Below are 14,538 nucleotides of genomic sequence, written 5' to 3'. Positions count from 1 at the left end.
TGCTTGCTTCATGGGTAGAAACCCTTCACATCCGTCCTTCGAGAGGAACGTGGTCCCTCCATGGAACTTGTTTTGGATATCGTGATCGACGCCGCCAAGGACACGCTGGCGCTCGTGCCGTTCCTGTTCGTCACCTTCGCCCTGCTCGCGGTCTTCGAGTTCGCGGCGGGAGACAAGATCCGCTCTGCCATCCAGCGCGCCGGCGCGGCCGGCCCCGTGGTGGGCGCCATCGCGGGCATCGTGCCCCAGTGCGGCTTCTCCGCCATGGGCGCCACGCTCTACGCGGGGCGGGTCATCACGCTCGGCACGCTCGTGGCGGTGTTCCTGTCCACGTCCGACGAGATGCTTCCCCTGCTCGTTGCCGAGCAGGTCGATCTGGGGAAGATGACGTTCATCCTGCTGACCAAGGCAGTGGTCGCCGTTGTCTCGGGCATGGCGATCGACCTCGCCCTGCGCGGGATCCGCAAGAGCCCCCGCCTGCATGCCACGCTCAAGCGCCGGGTGCTCGGGCCCGGCATGTCCGATGAGGCTTCCGTCGCTTCTGCCGTGGAGGAAGAGGAAGAAGAGGACGACCCCGCGTGGAACGCCGTCTCCGAGGTGTGCGCGCTGCGCCGCCTGGGGCCGAGCGGGTATCCCGGCGGCGAGTTCGAGGTGCAGAGCTACGACGCCCCGCCCAGCTACCAGTACAGCTGCGGTTGCGGCTGCGAGGAGGTCGACCCCACGGACAAGCGGGCGATTGCCCGGTTCGCGCTCCGTTCCGCCCTCTCGCACACGGTGAAGGTGACCGCGTTCATCTTCCTGGTGACCGTGGCGCTCGTGGCGATACTCGACACGGTGGGCGAGCCCGTGCTCTCCCAGTTCCTCGCGTCGAACGAGGTACTCGCCGTGTTCGCCTCCGCCCTGGTGGCGCTCATTCCCAACTGCGCCGCGAGCGTGGTCATCACCCAGCTCTATTTGGAAGGCGTGCTCGCCTTCGGTCCCATGATGGCCGGCTCGCTCGTGGGCGTGGGCGTGGGCTTCCTGGTGCTCTTCTCGGCCAACCGGAGCGTCCGCGAGAACGTCGCCATCTTGGGGATGCTCTACGTGCTCGGTGTCTTCTGGGGCATCGTGCTCATGGTGCTGGGACTCTAGCGGAACGCTTTGCGCACGCGCTGCCCCTTGATGCCATACCTGCGAGCATCTGGGGCTTTTGTAGGACGTGGCGCCGGGCGATTCGCGCCAAGGTTGCGGGCAGCCGGCTCGACGCCCGTCATGGGATAGTCTCTTCCCAATAAACCTAGGGGAAAAGAGGCATTGCATGTCGATCGAGCGGGTGCGCGCGTATTTCGGCGAGATCGGCATCGCCGACCGTATTCTGGAGTTCAGCCAATCGAGCGCGACCATCGAGCTTGCCGCCCAGGCCCTGGACGTGGAGCCTGCGCGCATCGCCAAGACGCTTTCGTTCATGGTGGGGGAGACTCCGACGCTCGTGGTGTTCGCGGGCGATGCGCGAGCTGACAACAAGCGCTTCAAGGTGACGTTCCATACCAAAGCAAAGATGCTGTCCCACGACGACGTCGCACGCCTCGTGGGACATGCCATAGGCGGCGTGTGTCCCTTCGCGGTGAACGAGGGCGCGGCGGTCTACCTGGACGAGAGCCTGAAACGGTTTGGCACGGTGTTCCTGGCCGCGGGTAGCTCCAACAGCGCCATCGAGCTCACGGTACCCGAGCTGGAGCGCTATGCGCGCGCCCTCGGTTGGGTTGACGTCGGCAAGGGCTGGCGCGAGGGGGAGTAGCCGCTCTCCATTTCCCCCTGTGACAACATCAGCCATCGCAGAATGGCGCGATGAGCGGCATCGCCGCATCTGCTATGACATCGTTCCGATCGATATCCACCGAATTCTACTTGACAACCATGGTTAACTTTCTATATTGATAATCAGTATCAATAAGGAAGCTGTATCCGGCAGTTTCCGGGTTGCAAAGGAGCGAACCATGTCCCAGATCGGACGCGAGATCGGCGACTTCACCGTCCAGGCCTTCCAGAACGACGAGTTCAAGGCTGTCTCCAAGGCTGATGTTCTCGGCTGCTGGAGCCTGTTCTTCTTCTATCCGGCCGACTTCACCTTCGTGTGCCCCACCGAGCTCGAGGAGCTCGCTGAGAACTACGACGCCTTCAAGGCCGAGGGCTGCGAGATCTACTCCGTTTCCACCGACACGCACTTCGTCCACAAGGCGTGGCACGACGAGTCCGAGCGCATCAAGAAGGTCGCCTATCCGATGCTCGCCGACCCGGCGCACGTCCTCGCCCGCGACTTCGACGTGCTGATCGAGCCCGACGGCGTGGCCGAGCGCGGCGCCTTCATCGTCGATCCCGAGGGCAAGGTGCAGGTGTACGAGGTGACCGCCGGCGGCGTTGGCCGTAATGCCAAGGAGCTGCTGCGCCTGGTGCAGGCCGCCAAGTTCGTGGCCGAGCACGGCGACCAGGTGTGCCCTGCCAAGTGGACGCCGGGTGCCGAGACGTTGAAGCCGAGCCTGGACCTGGTGGGCCAGCTGTAGGTCTAGAACTCAGGTCCTAGGGTTTAGGGCTTGGGGGCGGGGCGGTACCGTCCCGGGCTTCAGACAGCTGGCTGCGCCAGAACTCGCCCGGGACGGTACCACCCCGCCCTGCCGCTCCGGCCCCCCTGTCCCGGACGAGTGCCGCCTCCCCATCTCTAAAAAAGAAAACTGCGCTCAGCTGAACCGGGCCCAGGCTACCGCAACGCCCTGCGTCAGCCGTGGCCCCGCCCGTCCCGACCAGCGACCAGGAGGAAAGGAGCAACATGTCAGACATCGACGTCTCCAAGCTCTACGACGCCGTCATCATCGGCGGCGGTCCCGCCGGTCTTACGGCGGCGATCTATCTTGCGCGTGCCCGGTACCGGGTGCTCGTGGTGGAGAAGGACCACTTTGGTGGGCAGATCACCATCACGAGCGAGGTCGTGAACTACCCGGGTGTCTTCGCGACGGGCGGCGCCGAGCTCACCGAGACCATGCGTCGCCAAGCCGAGGCGTTCGGCGCGGAGTTCCTGCTCGCTGAGGCGCGCTCCCTGGACCTTGTCGGCGATATCAAGCACGTCTGCACCTCAAAGGGAACGCTCGACTGCTTCGCCGTGCTGCTCGCCACCGGCGCGAGCCCCCGGCACGTGGGCTTTGCGGGTGAGGAGGAGTTTCGCGGCCACGGGGTTGCCTACTGCGCCACCTGCGACGGCGAGTTCTTCACCGGCAAGGATGTCTTCGTCGTGGGCGGCGGCTTCGCTGCGGCGGAGGAGAGCGTGTTTCTCACCAAGTACGCGCGCCACGTGACCATCCTCGTGCGCGATGACGACTTCACCTGCGCGCCCGCGGCCGCGGAGGAGGCCAAGTCGAACGACAAGGTCACCGTGCTCTACAACACCGAGGTGGAGGCCGCCGGTGGCGACTCCGCGCTCCGCTGGCTGCGCTACAAGAACCTTAAGACCGACAAGGTGGAGGAGTATCGTGCCGCGGACGGCGAGACGTTCGGCATCTTCGTCTTCGTAGGGTACGCGCCGGCAACGAGCCTTATGGACGGTGTGGCGGCAACGGACGATCGCGGCTACGCGCTCACGGACGCGCAACAGATGACGAGCGCCGACGGCCTCTTCGCCGCGGGCGATGTCTGCGTGAAGACGCTTCGCCAAGTCACCACCGCTGTGGGCCAGGCCGCGCAGACCGCAACGGACATGGAGCGCTACCTCAAGGCGGCGCAGGGGCGCACAGGTCTCGTGCCCCAGGTTCCCGTGAGTCGTCCGGCGGTTGCGGACGCGGCCGACGAACCCGCCCCCAAGCCGACGGCCGAGGGTGAGGCAGCGAGCTCCGCCGCGGCGTCGGCGCTCTTCGACGAGGCGATGCTCGCACAGCTGAACGCCGTCTTCTCGCGCATGACGGGCTCGCTCGTGCTGCGCCTGCACCCAGACGACCGCACTGTCTCACGCGAGCTCGAGGGCTATATGGACGAGCTTGCCAAGCTCACGGACAAGCTCTCGGTCGAGCATGCGGATACCGCCGAGGACGATGCCGCTTCCCTGCCGTTCGTGGAGGTCTGCCGTCCGGGTGGCGATGGCGAGCCCAATCCGACCGGCCTTGCCTTCCACGGCGTGCCGGGCGGGCACGAGTTCACGAGCTTCGTACTCGGCCTCTACAACGCGGCGGGCCCCGGCCAGCCCATCGACGACGCCGATCGCGCGGCCATCGCCGCGATCGCGGATCCGGTGCGCGTGAAGGTCCTCGTCTCGCTCTCCTGTACCATGTGCCCCGAGACGGTCGTCTCGCTGCAGCGCATCGCGGCGGACAACCCGCTCGTAACCGTCGACGTCTTCGACATCGCTCATTTCCCGGATCTGCGCGAGCGTTACAACGCCATGAGCGTGCCCTGCGTGGTCGTGGAGCGCGGCGGCGCAGAGCAGGTGCATTTCGGCAAGAAGAACTTGGCTCAGGCGCTGGATCTCGTACGCGCAAAGAGGCTGTAAAAGACTTAGCCGCGCCCGTCCGCCAGGTCATGGCCGGTTGCTATAATCGTCCGACATTCCCGCTTCAAGGAGGCTTCATGTCGGGCACGCTCTATTTCGTACGCCACGGTCGCACGTTGTTCAACGAGCGCCACATCATTCAAGGTTGGGTGGATTCCCCGCTCACACCCGAGGGTGAGGAACAGGCGTCCCGCGTGGGCCGGTACTTCGCGCAGCGCGGCGTCACCTTCGACCATGCCTACGCCTCGCTCGTCGCGCGCACGCATCAGACGCTCGAGCGCATCACCGACATGCCCTTCGAGTGTGAGCGCGGCCTCATGGAGTGGTCGTTCGGCGCCTTCGAGGGCGAGCGCACCTACCTTATGCCCGCCTGGCCCTGGGGTGACTTCTTCGTGCCTTTTGGCGGCGAGGGACAGCTGGCGTTTCGCGATCGCATCGTCAGCACGCTCACCCAGATCATGCAGCGCACTGGGCATCGGAGCGTGCTCGTGGTCAGCCATGGCTCCGCGAGCCGCGAGTTCATCACGGCGGTGCGCGACGGCGGTAAGGCGGACGAGCACATGGTCGTTCCTGGCAACTGCTCGGTGGCGCGGTACGGCTTTGACGGTGAGGCCTTCCGGCTGCAAGAGATCGCGGAGCAGGATGCCATGCGACGGGAGCTCGGGGAGTAGTCGCGGTTGCTGAGGCACGCATCGCGCGGTAAATCTCTAGCAAATTGATAGGGTTTTGTATCGAGTCAGCCATGGGGCGTGTCCTGCTGCTTTAGTGTGTTAGAGTTCATGCGCGTTGGATAAGGCGACTCGTACGGAGGTTATCAGATGGCGCGCGTGCATAATTTCTCCGCCGGCCCGGCGGCGTTGCCGCTCGAGGTGCTGGAGGAGGCGCAATCGGAGCTGCTCGACTATCGCGGCCTTGGCATGTCCGTGCTCGAGATGAGTCACCGTTCCGCTGCCTACCAGCAGATCATCGAGGAGACCGAGGAGACGCTCCGCGACATCCTGGACATCCCGGATACCTATCGCGTGCTCTTTCTACAGGGCGGCGCCACCTTGGAGTTCGCCGGCATTCCGCTGAACCTGATGCGCCGCGGCCGCGCGGGCTACCTGGTGACGGGCAACTTCGCCAAGAAGGCCTGGCAGGAGGCGCAGAAATACGGTGAGGCGCCGGTGCTCGCCTCCAGCGAGGGCACGAGCTTCGATCGCATTCCCGATCTGGGGCCCGTTGCGTCGCGCGTTGCCGAGGGCGATCTGGACTACGTCTACATTTGCCAGAACAACACGATCTTCGGCACGGAGTACCGAGAGCTGCCCCAGACGGGCGAGACGCCGCTCGTGGCCGATGTCTCGAGCTGCTTCCTCTCGCATCCGCTCGACGTCGAGCGCTACGGCCTCATCTACGCAGGCGCCCAGAAGAACGCTGGCCCCGCGGGCGTGACGGTCGTCATCGTGCGCGAGGACCTCATCGCGGACGGTCCCGCGCGGGCGGACATCTGTCCCACGTATCTGGACTACCGGCTCCAGGCGAGCAAGGAGTCCATGTACAACACGCCCAATACCTTCGGTATCTACCTGTGCGGCAAGGTGCTCCGGTGGATTGAGAGGACGGGCGGCCTCAAGGCCATGCAGGCGCGCAACCAGGAGAAGGCCGACGTGCTCTATGGTTTGCTCGATAAGAGCGAGATCTTCCACGGCACCGCGCAGCCGTCCAGCCGCTCCCTTTCGAACGTCACCTTCCGAACCGATTCCCCCGAGCTGGACAAGGAGTTCGTCTCCGGTGCCGCCCAGCGAGGCATCCAGGGCGTCAAGGGGCACCGTCTCGTCGGCGGCATGCGCGCGAGCATCTACAACGCCGTCACCCTCGACGACGTGAAGACCCTCGCCTCATATATGGAAGAGTTCGAAGCAAGTCATTCTGCCAAGTAGAATACACACCCAAGCAAGTGTGGATTGAACGAAGGTCCGGGCGGGTATGCCCGAAGCGACACTCCGCAGCGAACTGAGAAAACGGCTTCGCCGTTTTCCAGTCTTGCGAGGGCTGAGCGAAGGGCATGCCCGCTCGGAGCGGTGGGAAGGAAAAGCCATCATGCGCTACATCAAGACGATCGACGACATCACCAAGGACGGCGACGTCCAGTTCGGCGACGGCTACGCGTTCGTGGACGACGCGGCCCAGGCCGATGCCATCCTCATGCGCTCCACGGATCTGCACGGCTACGACCTGCCGGAGTCCATCCGCGCGATCGGCCGCTGCGGCGCGGGCGTCAACAACATCCCCGTGGAGGAGTACGCCCGCCGCGGCGTGGTGGTCTTCAACTCGCCGGGCGCCAACGCCAACGCGGTGAAGGAGCTCGTCATTGCCATGCTCGTGCTTTCGAGCCGCGGCGTGGTGCAGTCCATGGACTGGGTGCGCGCACATGCCGCGGACCCGAACATCCAGGTAGATGCCGAGAAGGCCAAGAAGGCGTTCGTCGGCCACGAGCTGCGCGGCAAGCGCATCGGCGTGGTGGGCCTCGGCAACGTGGGCTCCAAGGTGGCCAACGCCGCCGTCGATCTCGGCATGCATGTGTACGGTTATGACCCGTTCATCTCCGTCGAGCACGCCTGGGAGCTCTCGCACTCCGTGAACCGCGTGGGCACGCTCGAGGACCTGTGCCGCAACTGCGACTACCTCACCCTGCACGTGCCCAGCAAGGCCGACACCATCGGCATGATCTCGACCGAGCAGCTTTCCAAGCTCAAGCCCGGCGCCGTGCTCATCAACTACGCGCGCGAGACCATCGTGGACGAGGAGGCGGTGGCCGCGGCGCTCGAGAGCGGTCAGCTCTCCTGGTTCTCCACCGACTTCGCCACGTCCGGTACGGTCAAGATGAAGAACACGTTCGTCACCACGCACTCGGGCGCCGGCACGGGCGAGGCTGAGGCCAACTGCGCCGACATGGCCATCTCCGAGCTCAAGGACTATCTGGAGAACGGCAACATCGCGCATTCCGTGAACTATCCGGCCTGCTCCATGGGCAAGGCGCGCGCCGCGAGCCGTATCGCCTGTCTGCATGCCAACGTGCCCAACATGATCGGTCAGATCACGGCGATTCTCGCGCACGATAACGCCAACGTGCAGCGTATGGTGAACGAGAGCGCCGGCGAGAACGCCTACACCATGTTCGATACCGACGAGCATCTGGACCAGAGCACCATCGAGGCGCTGAAGCAGATTCCCGCTGTCTATCGCGTGCGCGTGATCAAGTAAAACGGAATAAAGAAACCCCGTAAGCGAATTGTCACAGGTTGTGCGTGAACGGTCGCGCGCAAAGGGGTAAACTCTCGATTGAAACTTGAAGGTTTAGCGGGCGCCGGATGGTGTCCGCTTCAATCGAGGAGGTGCCCTTGGCCACGTACGTCACGTCCGATGCCCACGGGCATCTTCGCGCCCTGGACCGTGTGCTCGAGGCATCGGGCGTGGGGGCGGACGACACGCTCTACGTGCTCGGAGACATGATCGACCGGGGACCGGAGCCGCTGGGCGTCATCCACTTGGTGCGCGGCCTCGCCGATTCGCACGGCATCGGGCAGGTGCATGTGCTCAAGGGCAACCATGAGGGTCTGATGCTCGATGCCCTCCAAGGCGCGACCCCGTATTCCGAGGGCGACTGGGAGATCAACGGCGGCTGGGTGACGGCTGGGCAGCTGGATGCGCTGCCGCGCGAGCAGGCCGATGACATCATCGCCTGGATGCGCGGCCTGCCGCTCTACGATGTGGTGAAGGTGGAGGATCACTTCGCCCCGCGCCCGCGCCCCGCGTCCGATGTCGCCCCCGTCTCGGGCGCCGCCCCCACCTACATGCGCACCTATATGCTCTGCCATGCCGGCATCAACGCCCCGGCGGCCCATGCCTATCTCGCCGCCTCGGGAATTCCCGTCGAGCGCCCCGGCGTGCTGCAGAACCTGGACGCGAGCGTGCTCTACGTGATGATGGGCGCCCAGAAAACCGAGGATTTGCTGTGGATCCGCGAAGAGTTCTGGGGCAGGCCGACGGGCTTCGTCGACGGCGAGGGCCGCGGGCCCTTGGTGGTGGCCGGGCACACGCCGAGCGTCCTCATCCAGCGCTACGCGGGACACACCCATGGACCCGTCCTGAACGCCGACGAGCGCGCCCTCGTGGTGGAGGTCGGCGCCTGCCAGGATACCGGCGGTGTAGCCGACCGCATCGACATCGACGCGAGCGCGGCGGGCGGCGCTCCCCACGGGCAGGTGGCCGTCATGCGCCTGGAGGACCATCGCGTCTGGTATGCCCCCGTGGAGGAGGGGGAGTAGGGCTGCGGCCTCCCCCGCACGGGCACGGACCGCGTCCCGAACACGCTACAATTGACGCATTCGACCAGAGAGGGGAGCCCCATGCCCGCCACCGATGGATTCCTGCGCATCGCCGCCGCCACGCCCAAGATTCACGTTGCCGATGTACCCGGCAATACCGAGGCCGTTCTTGCGGCCGTGCGCGCCGCGGCTGACGCCGGCGTCTCGGTGCTCGTGCTGCCGGAGCTCTGCCTCACCGGCTATACCTGCGGCGATCTCTTTCATGACCAAGCGCTGCTCGCCGCTTGCAGCGCGTCGCTTCGGCGCATCTTGCGCGAGACGGCGAGCCTCCCGCTGCTCTTTGCCGTGGGGCTGCCCCTGGCCCATGCCGAGGAGGTCTACAACTGCGCGGCGGTCTGCTGCGCCGGTCGCCTGCTGGGCTTTACGGCAAAGCGCCATCTTCCGAGCTACGGCGAGTTCTATGAGGGCCGCTGGTTCGCGCCCTCGGTCGATTTGAGTGCCGGCAACGTTGCCCGGGACGGCGAGGAGGTGCCCTTCGGCTCCTCCCTGGTCTACGCGTGCACGGACCCTGGCCTCGAGGACGTTCGCGTGGGCGTGGAGATCTGCGAGGACCTGTGGGTCCCCAACCCGCCCTCGACGGGCATGGCGCTCGGCGGCGGTGCCACGGTGCTGCTCAACCTCTCCGCATCCGATGAGGTCATCGGCAAGGCCTCGTATCGTCGGCAGCTGGTCTTGACCCAGAGCGCGCGCCTCTACGCCGCCTACGCGTACGCCGATGCGGGGGAGGGCGAGTCGACTACGGACCTCGTGTTCGCGGGCGAGAACCTCATTGCGGAGAACGGGGCGGTGCTGGCGCGTACTGAGCTCTTCACCTGCGACATGGCGGTGGCCGACGTCGACCTCGCCCGTCTCATGGCCGAGCGCCGGCGGAGCACCACCTGGCGACGCGACGACCAGGTGCCCTGGGCGCGTGAGGTTCCCTTCTCGTTCGCGCCGGGTGCGGCGGAGGATGGATCGGGTGCGAACGCCCCGGCCATTCTGCGAAACGCCGACCAGATCGACCGCGTCTTCGACCGTGCGCCCTTCGTGCCGGCCGACCGCGCGCGTCGTGCCGAGCGATGCGAGACCATCCTCAACCTCCAGAGCCGGGGCCTGGCCACGCGCCTTTCCCACACGGGCACCGAGAGCCTGGTCATCGGGCTCTCGGGTGGGCTCGACTCCACGCTCGCCCTGCTCGTGGCCGTGCGCGCCTTCGACCAGCTGGGGCTTCCCCGCATCGGCGTGCACGCGGTCTCCATGCCTGGCTTCGGCACCACGGGGCGCACCAAGGGCAACGCCGAGAAGCTCGCCCGGTGCCTCGCGGTCGACTTCCGCGAGATTCCCATCGGCGATGCCGTGGAGCTGCACTTCCGCGCAATCGGGCATGACCCCGAGGTGCGTGACGTCACCTACGAGAACGCCCAGGCCCGCGAGCGCACGCAGGTGCTCATGGACCTCGCCGGCGAGCTGCACGGCTTTGTGCTCGGGACGGGGGACCTCTCCGAGCTCGCGCTGGGATGGTGCACGTACAATGCGGACCACATGAGCATGTACGGGGTGAACGCTGGCGTGCCGAAGACGCTCGTGCGGCACCTAGTGGCCTACGCCGCGGGCCTCTTCGGCGGCGAGGCGGAGGAGGTGTTGCGCGACATCCTCGACACGCCCGTCTCGCCTGAGCTGCTGCCGCCCACGGGGGACGGCCAGATCGCGCAGCGCACGGAGGACCTGGTGGGACCGTACGAGCTCCACGACTACTTCCTCTACCACCTGCTGCGCTTCGGGCTGCCGCCCGCGCGCATCTACCGGCAGGCGTGCCGCTCGTTTGCGGGCGCCTACGAGCCCGCCGTCATCCTCTCGTGGCTCAAGGAGTTCTACCGGCGGTTCTTTACGCAGCAGTTCAAGCGGAGCTGCCTGCCCGATGGCCCAAAGGTCGGCAGCGTGACGCTCTCGCCGCGCGGCGACTGGCGCATGCCGAGCGACGCGAGCGCGCGGCTGTGGTTGGAGGAGCTGGAGGCGCTCTCCTAGCGTCGTGCCCACTTGGGCATTCTTTCTTCGTGGACATCGGCACGGCGTTACGGCAGTGCTCACGATGCATCGTATACTTTAACCATCTGTGAAACCCCTCGCTCCATGGAGGTCCTGTGCCATGAAGGGCATCATCCTGGCGGGCGGTTCGGGCACGCGCCTGTACCCGCTCACGCTCGTGACGTCGAAGCAGCTGCTCCCCGTCTACGACAAACCCATGATCTACTATCCGCTCTCCACGCTCATGCTTGCCGGCATCCGCGACATCCTCATCATCAGCACGCCGCAGGATCTGCCGAACTTCGAGCGCTTGCTGGGCGACGGCAGTCAGTACGGCGTGAACCTCTCCTACGCCGAGCAGCCCTCGCCGGACGGCCTGGCCCAGGCCTTCATCATCGGCGAGGAGTTCATCGACGGCGAGCCCTGCGCACTCGTGCTCGGCGATAACATCTTCTACGGCAACGGCCTCTCGCGCCATCTCAAGCGCGCTGTCGAGCAGGCCGAGGCCGGCGGCGGCGCCACGGTCTTCGGCTACCACGTGGACGATCCGGAGCGCTTCGGCGTGGTCGAGTTCGACCGCGACTTCAACGCCATCTCCATCGAGGAGAAGCCGGCGCATCCCAAGAGCAGCTACGCCGTCACGGGCCTCTACTTCTACGACGAGCGCGTATGCGAGTTTGCCAAGCAGGTGAAGCCCTCCGCGCGCGGCGAGCTCGAGATCACCACGCTCAATCAGATGTATCTGGAGGACGGCTCCCTTTCGGTGGTGACGCTCGGCCGCGGCTACGCCTGGCTTGACACGGGCACCATGGAGAGCCTGTACGAGGCGGGGGAGTTCGTGCGCGCCGTGGAGCGCGCCCAGGACCTGCCCGTCTCCGTGCCCGAGGAGATCGCCTGGGAGCACGGCTGGATCGATACCCCGGCGCTCGAGCAAGCGGCCGAGCGCTACGGCAAGAGCGTCTACGGCAAGCACCTGAAGGCCGTGGCAGCCGGTGCCATCAACAGCAGGAACAGCGACTACTAGCAGCGCGCGCGTCGGATGCGGTCCGGTGCGCAGGCGGGAGGAATCCATGTCCCAGGACTTCGAGCCCAAGAACATCATCGTGACCGGTGGCTGCGGCTTCATCGGTTCCAACTTCGTGCACCACGTGGTGCGCGAGCATCCGGGCGTCCATGTGACGGTGCTCGACAAGCTCACCTACGCGGGCAATCCCGAGAACATCGCCGGGCTGCCCGAGGACCGCGTGGAGCTCGTGGTGGGTGACATCTGCGATGCCGAGCTGCTCGAGCGCATCGTGCCCGGTCACGACGCCATCGTGCACTACGCGGCCGAGAGCCACAACGACAACTCCATCGCCAATCCCGAGCCGTTCCTGCGCACCAACGTCGAGGGCACCTACCAGTTGCTCGAAGCATGCCGCAAGTTTGACGTGCGCTACCACCACGTGAGCACGGACGAGGTCTACGGCGACCTCGCGCTGGACGATCCCGCGCGCTTCACCGAGGAGACACCGTACCGTCCCAGCAGCCCCTACAGCTCCACCAAGGCGTCCTCCGACCTGCTCGTGCGCGCCTGGCACCGGACCTTCGGCGTGCGCGCCACCATCTCCAACTGCTCCAACAACTACGGGCCCTACCAGCATGTGGAGAAGTTCATCCCGCGCCAGATCACGAACATCCTGGACGGCCAGCGCCCCAAACTCTACGGCGACGGCAAGAACGTGCGCGACTGGATCCACACCGAGGACCACAGCTCCGCCGTGTGGACCATCCTCACCAAGGGCGTGCTGGGCGAGACCTACCTCATCGGAGCGGACGGCGAGCGCGATAACCTGACGGTGCTGCGCGACATTCTGACCGTGATGGGCAAGGACCCGGATGACTTCGACTGGGTGCGCGACCGCCCCGGTCACGACCGTCGCTACGCCATCGACAGCTCCAAGCTCCGCCGCGAGCTGGGATGGAAGCCTGTGCACACGGACTTCCAGAAGGGTCTAGAGCAGACCATCGCCTGGTACACCGAGCACGAGGACTGGTGGCGCCCGGCCAAGGGGGCCACCGAGGCCAAGTACCGCGCGCAGGGTCAGTAAGCAATGCATCGGGCGGCGGGCGAGCCGGTTTTCCCCGCCACCTTTGAGCAGCGGGACGGCGCTTGCTCGTCTCGCCTTTCGTCTTGAGGAGAGGAAGGGCCGCATGGTCGAGTTCGAGTTCGAGAAGGACCTGAAGGTCACCACCACCAACATTCCCGGTGTCCTCGTGTTCGACCTGTCGGTGCACGGGGATGCGCGCGGTTGGTTCAAGGAGAACTGGCAACGCGAGAAGATGTGCGCACTCGGCCTCCCCGACCTGCGATTCGTGCAGAACAACATCTCCTTCAACGACAACCGCGGCGTCACGCGCGGCATCCACGCCGAGCCCTGGAACAAGTACATCTCCGTGGCCACGGGATCCGTCTTCGGCGCCTGGGTCGACCTTCGCCCCGGCGAGAGCTTCGGGCAGGTCTTCACCTGCACGCTCGATCCCTCCAAGGCCATCTACGTGCCGCGCGGCGTGGGCAACTCCTATCAAGCGCTCGAGGACGGCACCGCCTACACCTACCTGGTGGACGCCCATTGGTCCGCCGAGCTCAAGAAGACCTACACCTTCGTGAACCTGGCCGACCCCACGCTCGGTATCCAGTGGCCCATCCCGCTTGAGCAATGCGAGCTCTCCGAGGCCGACCAGCACCATCCAATGATCGCGGACGCCCTGCCCATGGCGCCCAAGCGTACCCTCGTGACGGGCTGCAAGGGTCAGCTCGGCAACGCCGTGCGGGCCTATGCCGAGGCACACGGCCTCGAGGGCTTCGACTACTGCGACATCGACACCTTCGACATGTCCGATCCCGCTGCCTACGCGCAATACGATTGGAGCCTCTACGGTACCGTCATCAACTGCGGCGCCTACACGGCGGTTGATCGCGCCGAGACGCCGGAGGGTCGCCGCATCTGCTGGGCCGCCAATGCCACCGCGCCGGCGCTCCTCGCCCGCACCTGCACCGAGCACGGGATCGCGCTCGTGCACATCAGCTCCGACTACGTGTTCGACGGCACCGCGGAGCTTCATGCGGAGGACGAGCCGCTGAGCCCGCTCTCCGTGTACGGCGAGTCCAAGGCAGCGGGCGACCTGGCCGTGGCGGGATGCCCCAAGCACTACATCCTGCGCTCGAGCTGGGTGATCGGTCGCGGCAAGAACTTCGCCAAGACCATGCGCGCGCTTTCCGACCGCGCGGCCGCGGGCGAGCTGCCCCAGGTGACCGTGGTGGACGACCAGCTGGGCCGCCTGACCTTCACTGATCAGATGGCGGGCGCCATCTTCCACCTGCTTCAGACGAACGCGCCGTACGGCACGTACAACATGACCGGTTCGGGTGCCGTGCGCTCCTGGGCCGATATCGCCCGGCGCGTCTTCGAGCGCGCGAACGGCAACGGCGATGCGGTGGTGCCCGTGAGCACCGAGGCGTACTACGCGAGCGCCGAGGGCCCCATCGCCCCGCGCCCGGTGCACTCCGCGCTCGACCTCTCCAAGCTTGAGGCAGCGGGCTTTACCCCGCGCGATTGGGAAGAGGAGCTCGGGGAGTACCTGGACGAGCTGCTCGCCGCGGATGCGGAGTAG

The 14,538-nt window shown here is 66.1% G+C and carries 12 protein-coding genes; all 12 read left to right on the top strand.

The annotated features are described in order from the left end of the window. The first annotated feature begins 60 nt into the window (after positions 1-60). The 12 genes from GDJ97_RS06550 to GDJ97_RS06495 all read left to right on the top strand — a co-directional run bounded on the left by GDJ97_RS06550 (position 61) and on the right by GDJ97_RS06495 (position 14,538). Positions 61-1,131, top strand: coding sequence for a putative manganese transporter (locus GDJ97_RS06550; protein ID WP_152070502.1), 1,071 nt, complete (start codon positions 61-63; stop codon positions 1,129-1,131). Between the two features lie 166 nt (positions 1,132-1,297). After that, complete coding sequence (locus tag GDJ97_RS06545) at positions 1,298-1,777, top strand: YbaK/EbsC family protein (RefSeq protein ID WP_152070501.1); 480 nt, start codon at positions 1,298-1,300, stop codon at positions 1,775-1,777. A gap of 199 nt (positions 1,778-1,976) precedes the next feature. Continuing rightward, positions 1,977-2,540: an alkyl hydroperoxide reductase subunit C gene (gene ahpC / locus GDJ97_RS06540; RefSeq protein WP_152070500.1), complete on the top strand. Its 564-nt coding sequence runs from the start codon at positions 1,977-1,979 to the stop codon at positions 2,538-2,540. 263 nt (positions 2,541-2,803) lie between these two features. Next, positions 2,804-4,510 carry an FAD-dependent oxidoreductase gene (locus GDJ97_RS06535; protein WP_152070499.1) on the top strand — a complete coding sequence of 569 codons (1,707 nt, stop codon included), beginning with the start codon at positions 2,804-2,806 and terminating at the stop codon, positions 4,508-4,510. 77 nt (positions 4,511-4,587) lie between these two features. Further along, on the top strand, positions 4,588-5,181 hold the full coding sequence (locus GDJ97_RS06530) for a histidine phosphatase family protein (RefSeq protein ID WP_152070498.1): 594 nt from the start codon (positions 4,588-4,590) through the stop codon (positions 5,179-5,181). Between the two features lie 147 nt (positions 5,182-5,328). Continuing rightward, positions 5,329-6,432: a 3-phosphoserine/phosphohydroxythreonine transaminase gene (gene serC / locus GDJ97_RS06525; RefSeq protein WP_152070497.1), complete on the top strand. Its 1,104-nt coding sequence runs from the start codon at positions 5,329-5,331 to the stop codon at positions 6,430-6,432. Between the two features lie 160 nt (positions 6,433-6,592). Further along, a complete protein-coding gene (locus GDJ97_RS06520) occupies positions 6,593-7,756 on the top strand; it encodes a phosphoglycerate dehydrogenase (RefSeq protein ID WP_152070496.1) in 1,164 nt (387 codons plus the stop codon). 131 nt (positions 7,757-7,887) lie between these two features. Beyond that, on the top strand, positions 7,888-8,820 hold the full coding sequence (locus GDJ97_RS06515; protein ID WP_226808900.1) for a metallophosphoesterase: 933 nt from the start codon (positions 7,888-7,890) through the stop codon (positions 8,818-8,820). Positions 8,821-8,901: 81 nt separating this feature from the next. Then, on the top strand, positions 8,902-10,884 hold the full coding sequence (locus tag GDJ97_RS06510; protein ID WP_152070494.1) for an NAD(+) synthase: 1,983 nt from the start codon (positions 8,902-8,904) through the stop codon (positions 10,882-10,884). A gap of 121 nt (positions 10,885-11,005) precedes the next feature. Next, positions 11,006-11,908: a glucose-1-phosphate thymidylyltransferase RfbA gene (gene rfbA / locus GDJ97_RS06505; protein WP_152070493.1), complete on the top strand. Its 903-nt coding sequence runs from the start codon at positions 11,006-11,008 to the stop codon at positions 11,906-11,908. A 46-nt stretch (positions 11,909-11,954) separates the two neighbouring features. After that, the gene (gene rfbB, locus GDJ97_RS06500; RefSeq protein ID WP_152070492.1) at positions 11,955-12,974 is read left to right on the top strand and encodes a dTDP-glucose 4,6-dehydratase; all 1,020 of its coding nucleotides are present in this window, start codon (positions 11,955-11,957) and stop codon (positions 12,972-12,974) included. A gap of 103 nt (positions 12,975-13,077) precedes the next feature. Continuing rightward, the gene (locus GDJ97_RS06495) at positions 13,078-14,538 is read left to right on the top strand and encodes a bifunctional dTDP-4-dehydrorhamnose 3,5-epimerase family protein/NAD(P)-dependent oxidoreductase (protein WP_152070491.1); all 1,461 of its coding nucleotides are present in this window, start codon (positions 13,078-13,080) and stop codon (positions 14,536-14,538) included.

The sequence above is a fragment of the Collinsella sp. AK_207A genome (assembly GCF_902501965.1).
Classification (GTDB): domain Bacteria; phylum Actinomycetota; class Coriobacteriia; order Coriobacteriales; family Coriobacteriaceae; genus Collinsella.
This window is presented reverse-complemented; position numbering and strand designations above follow the sequence as displayed.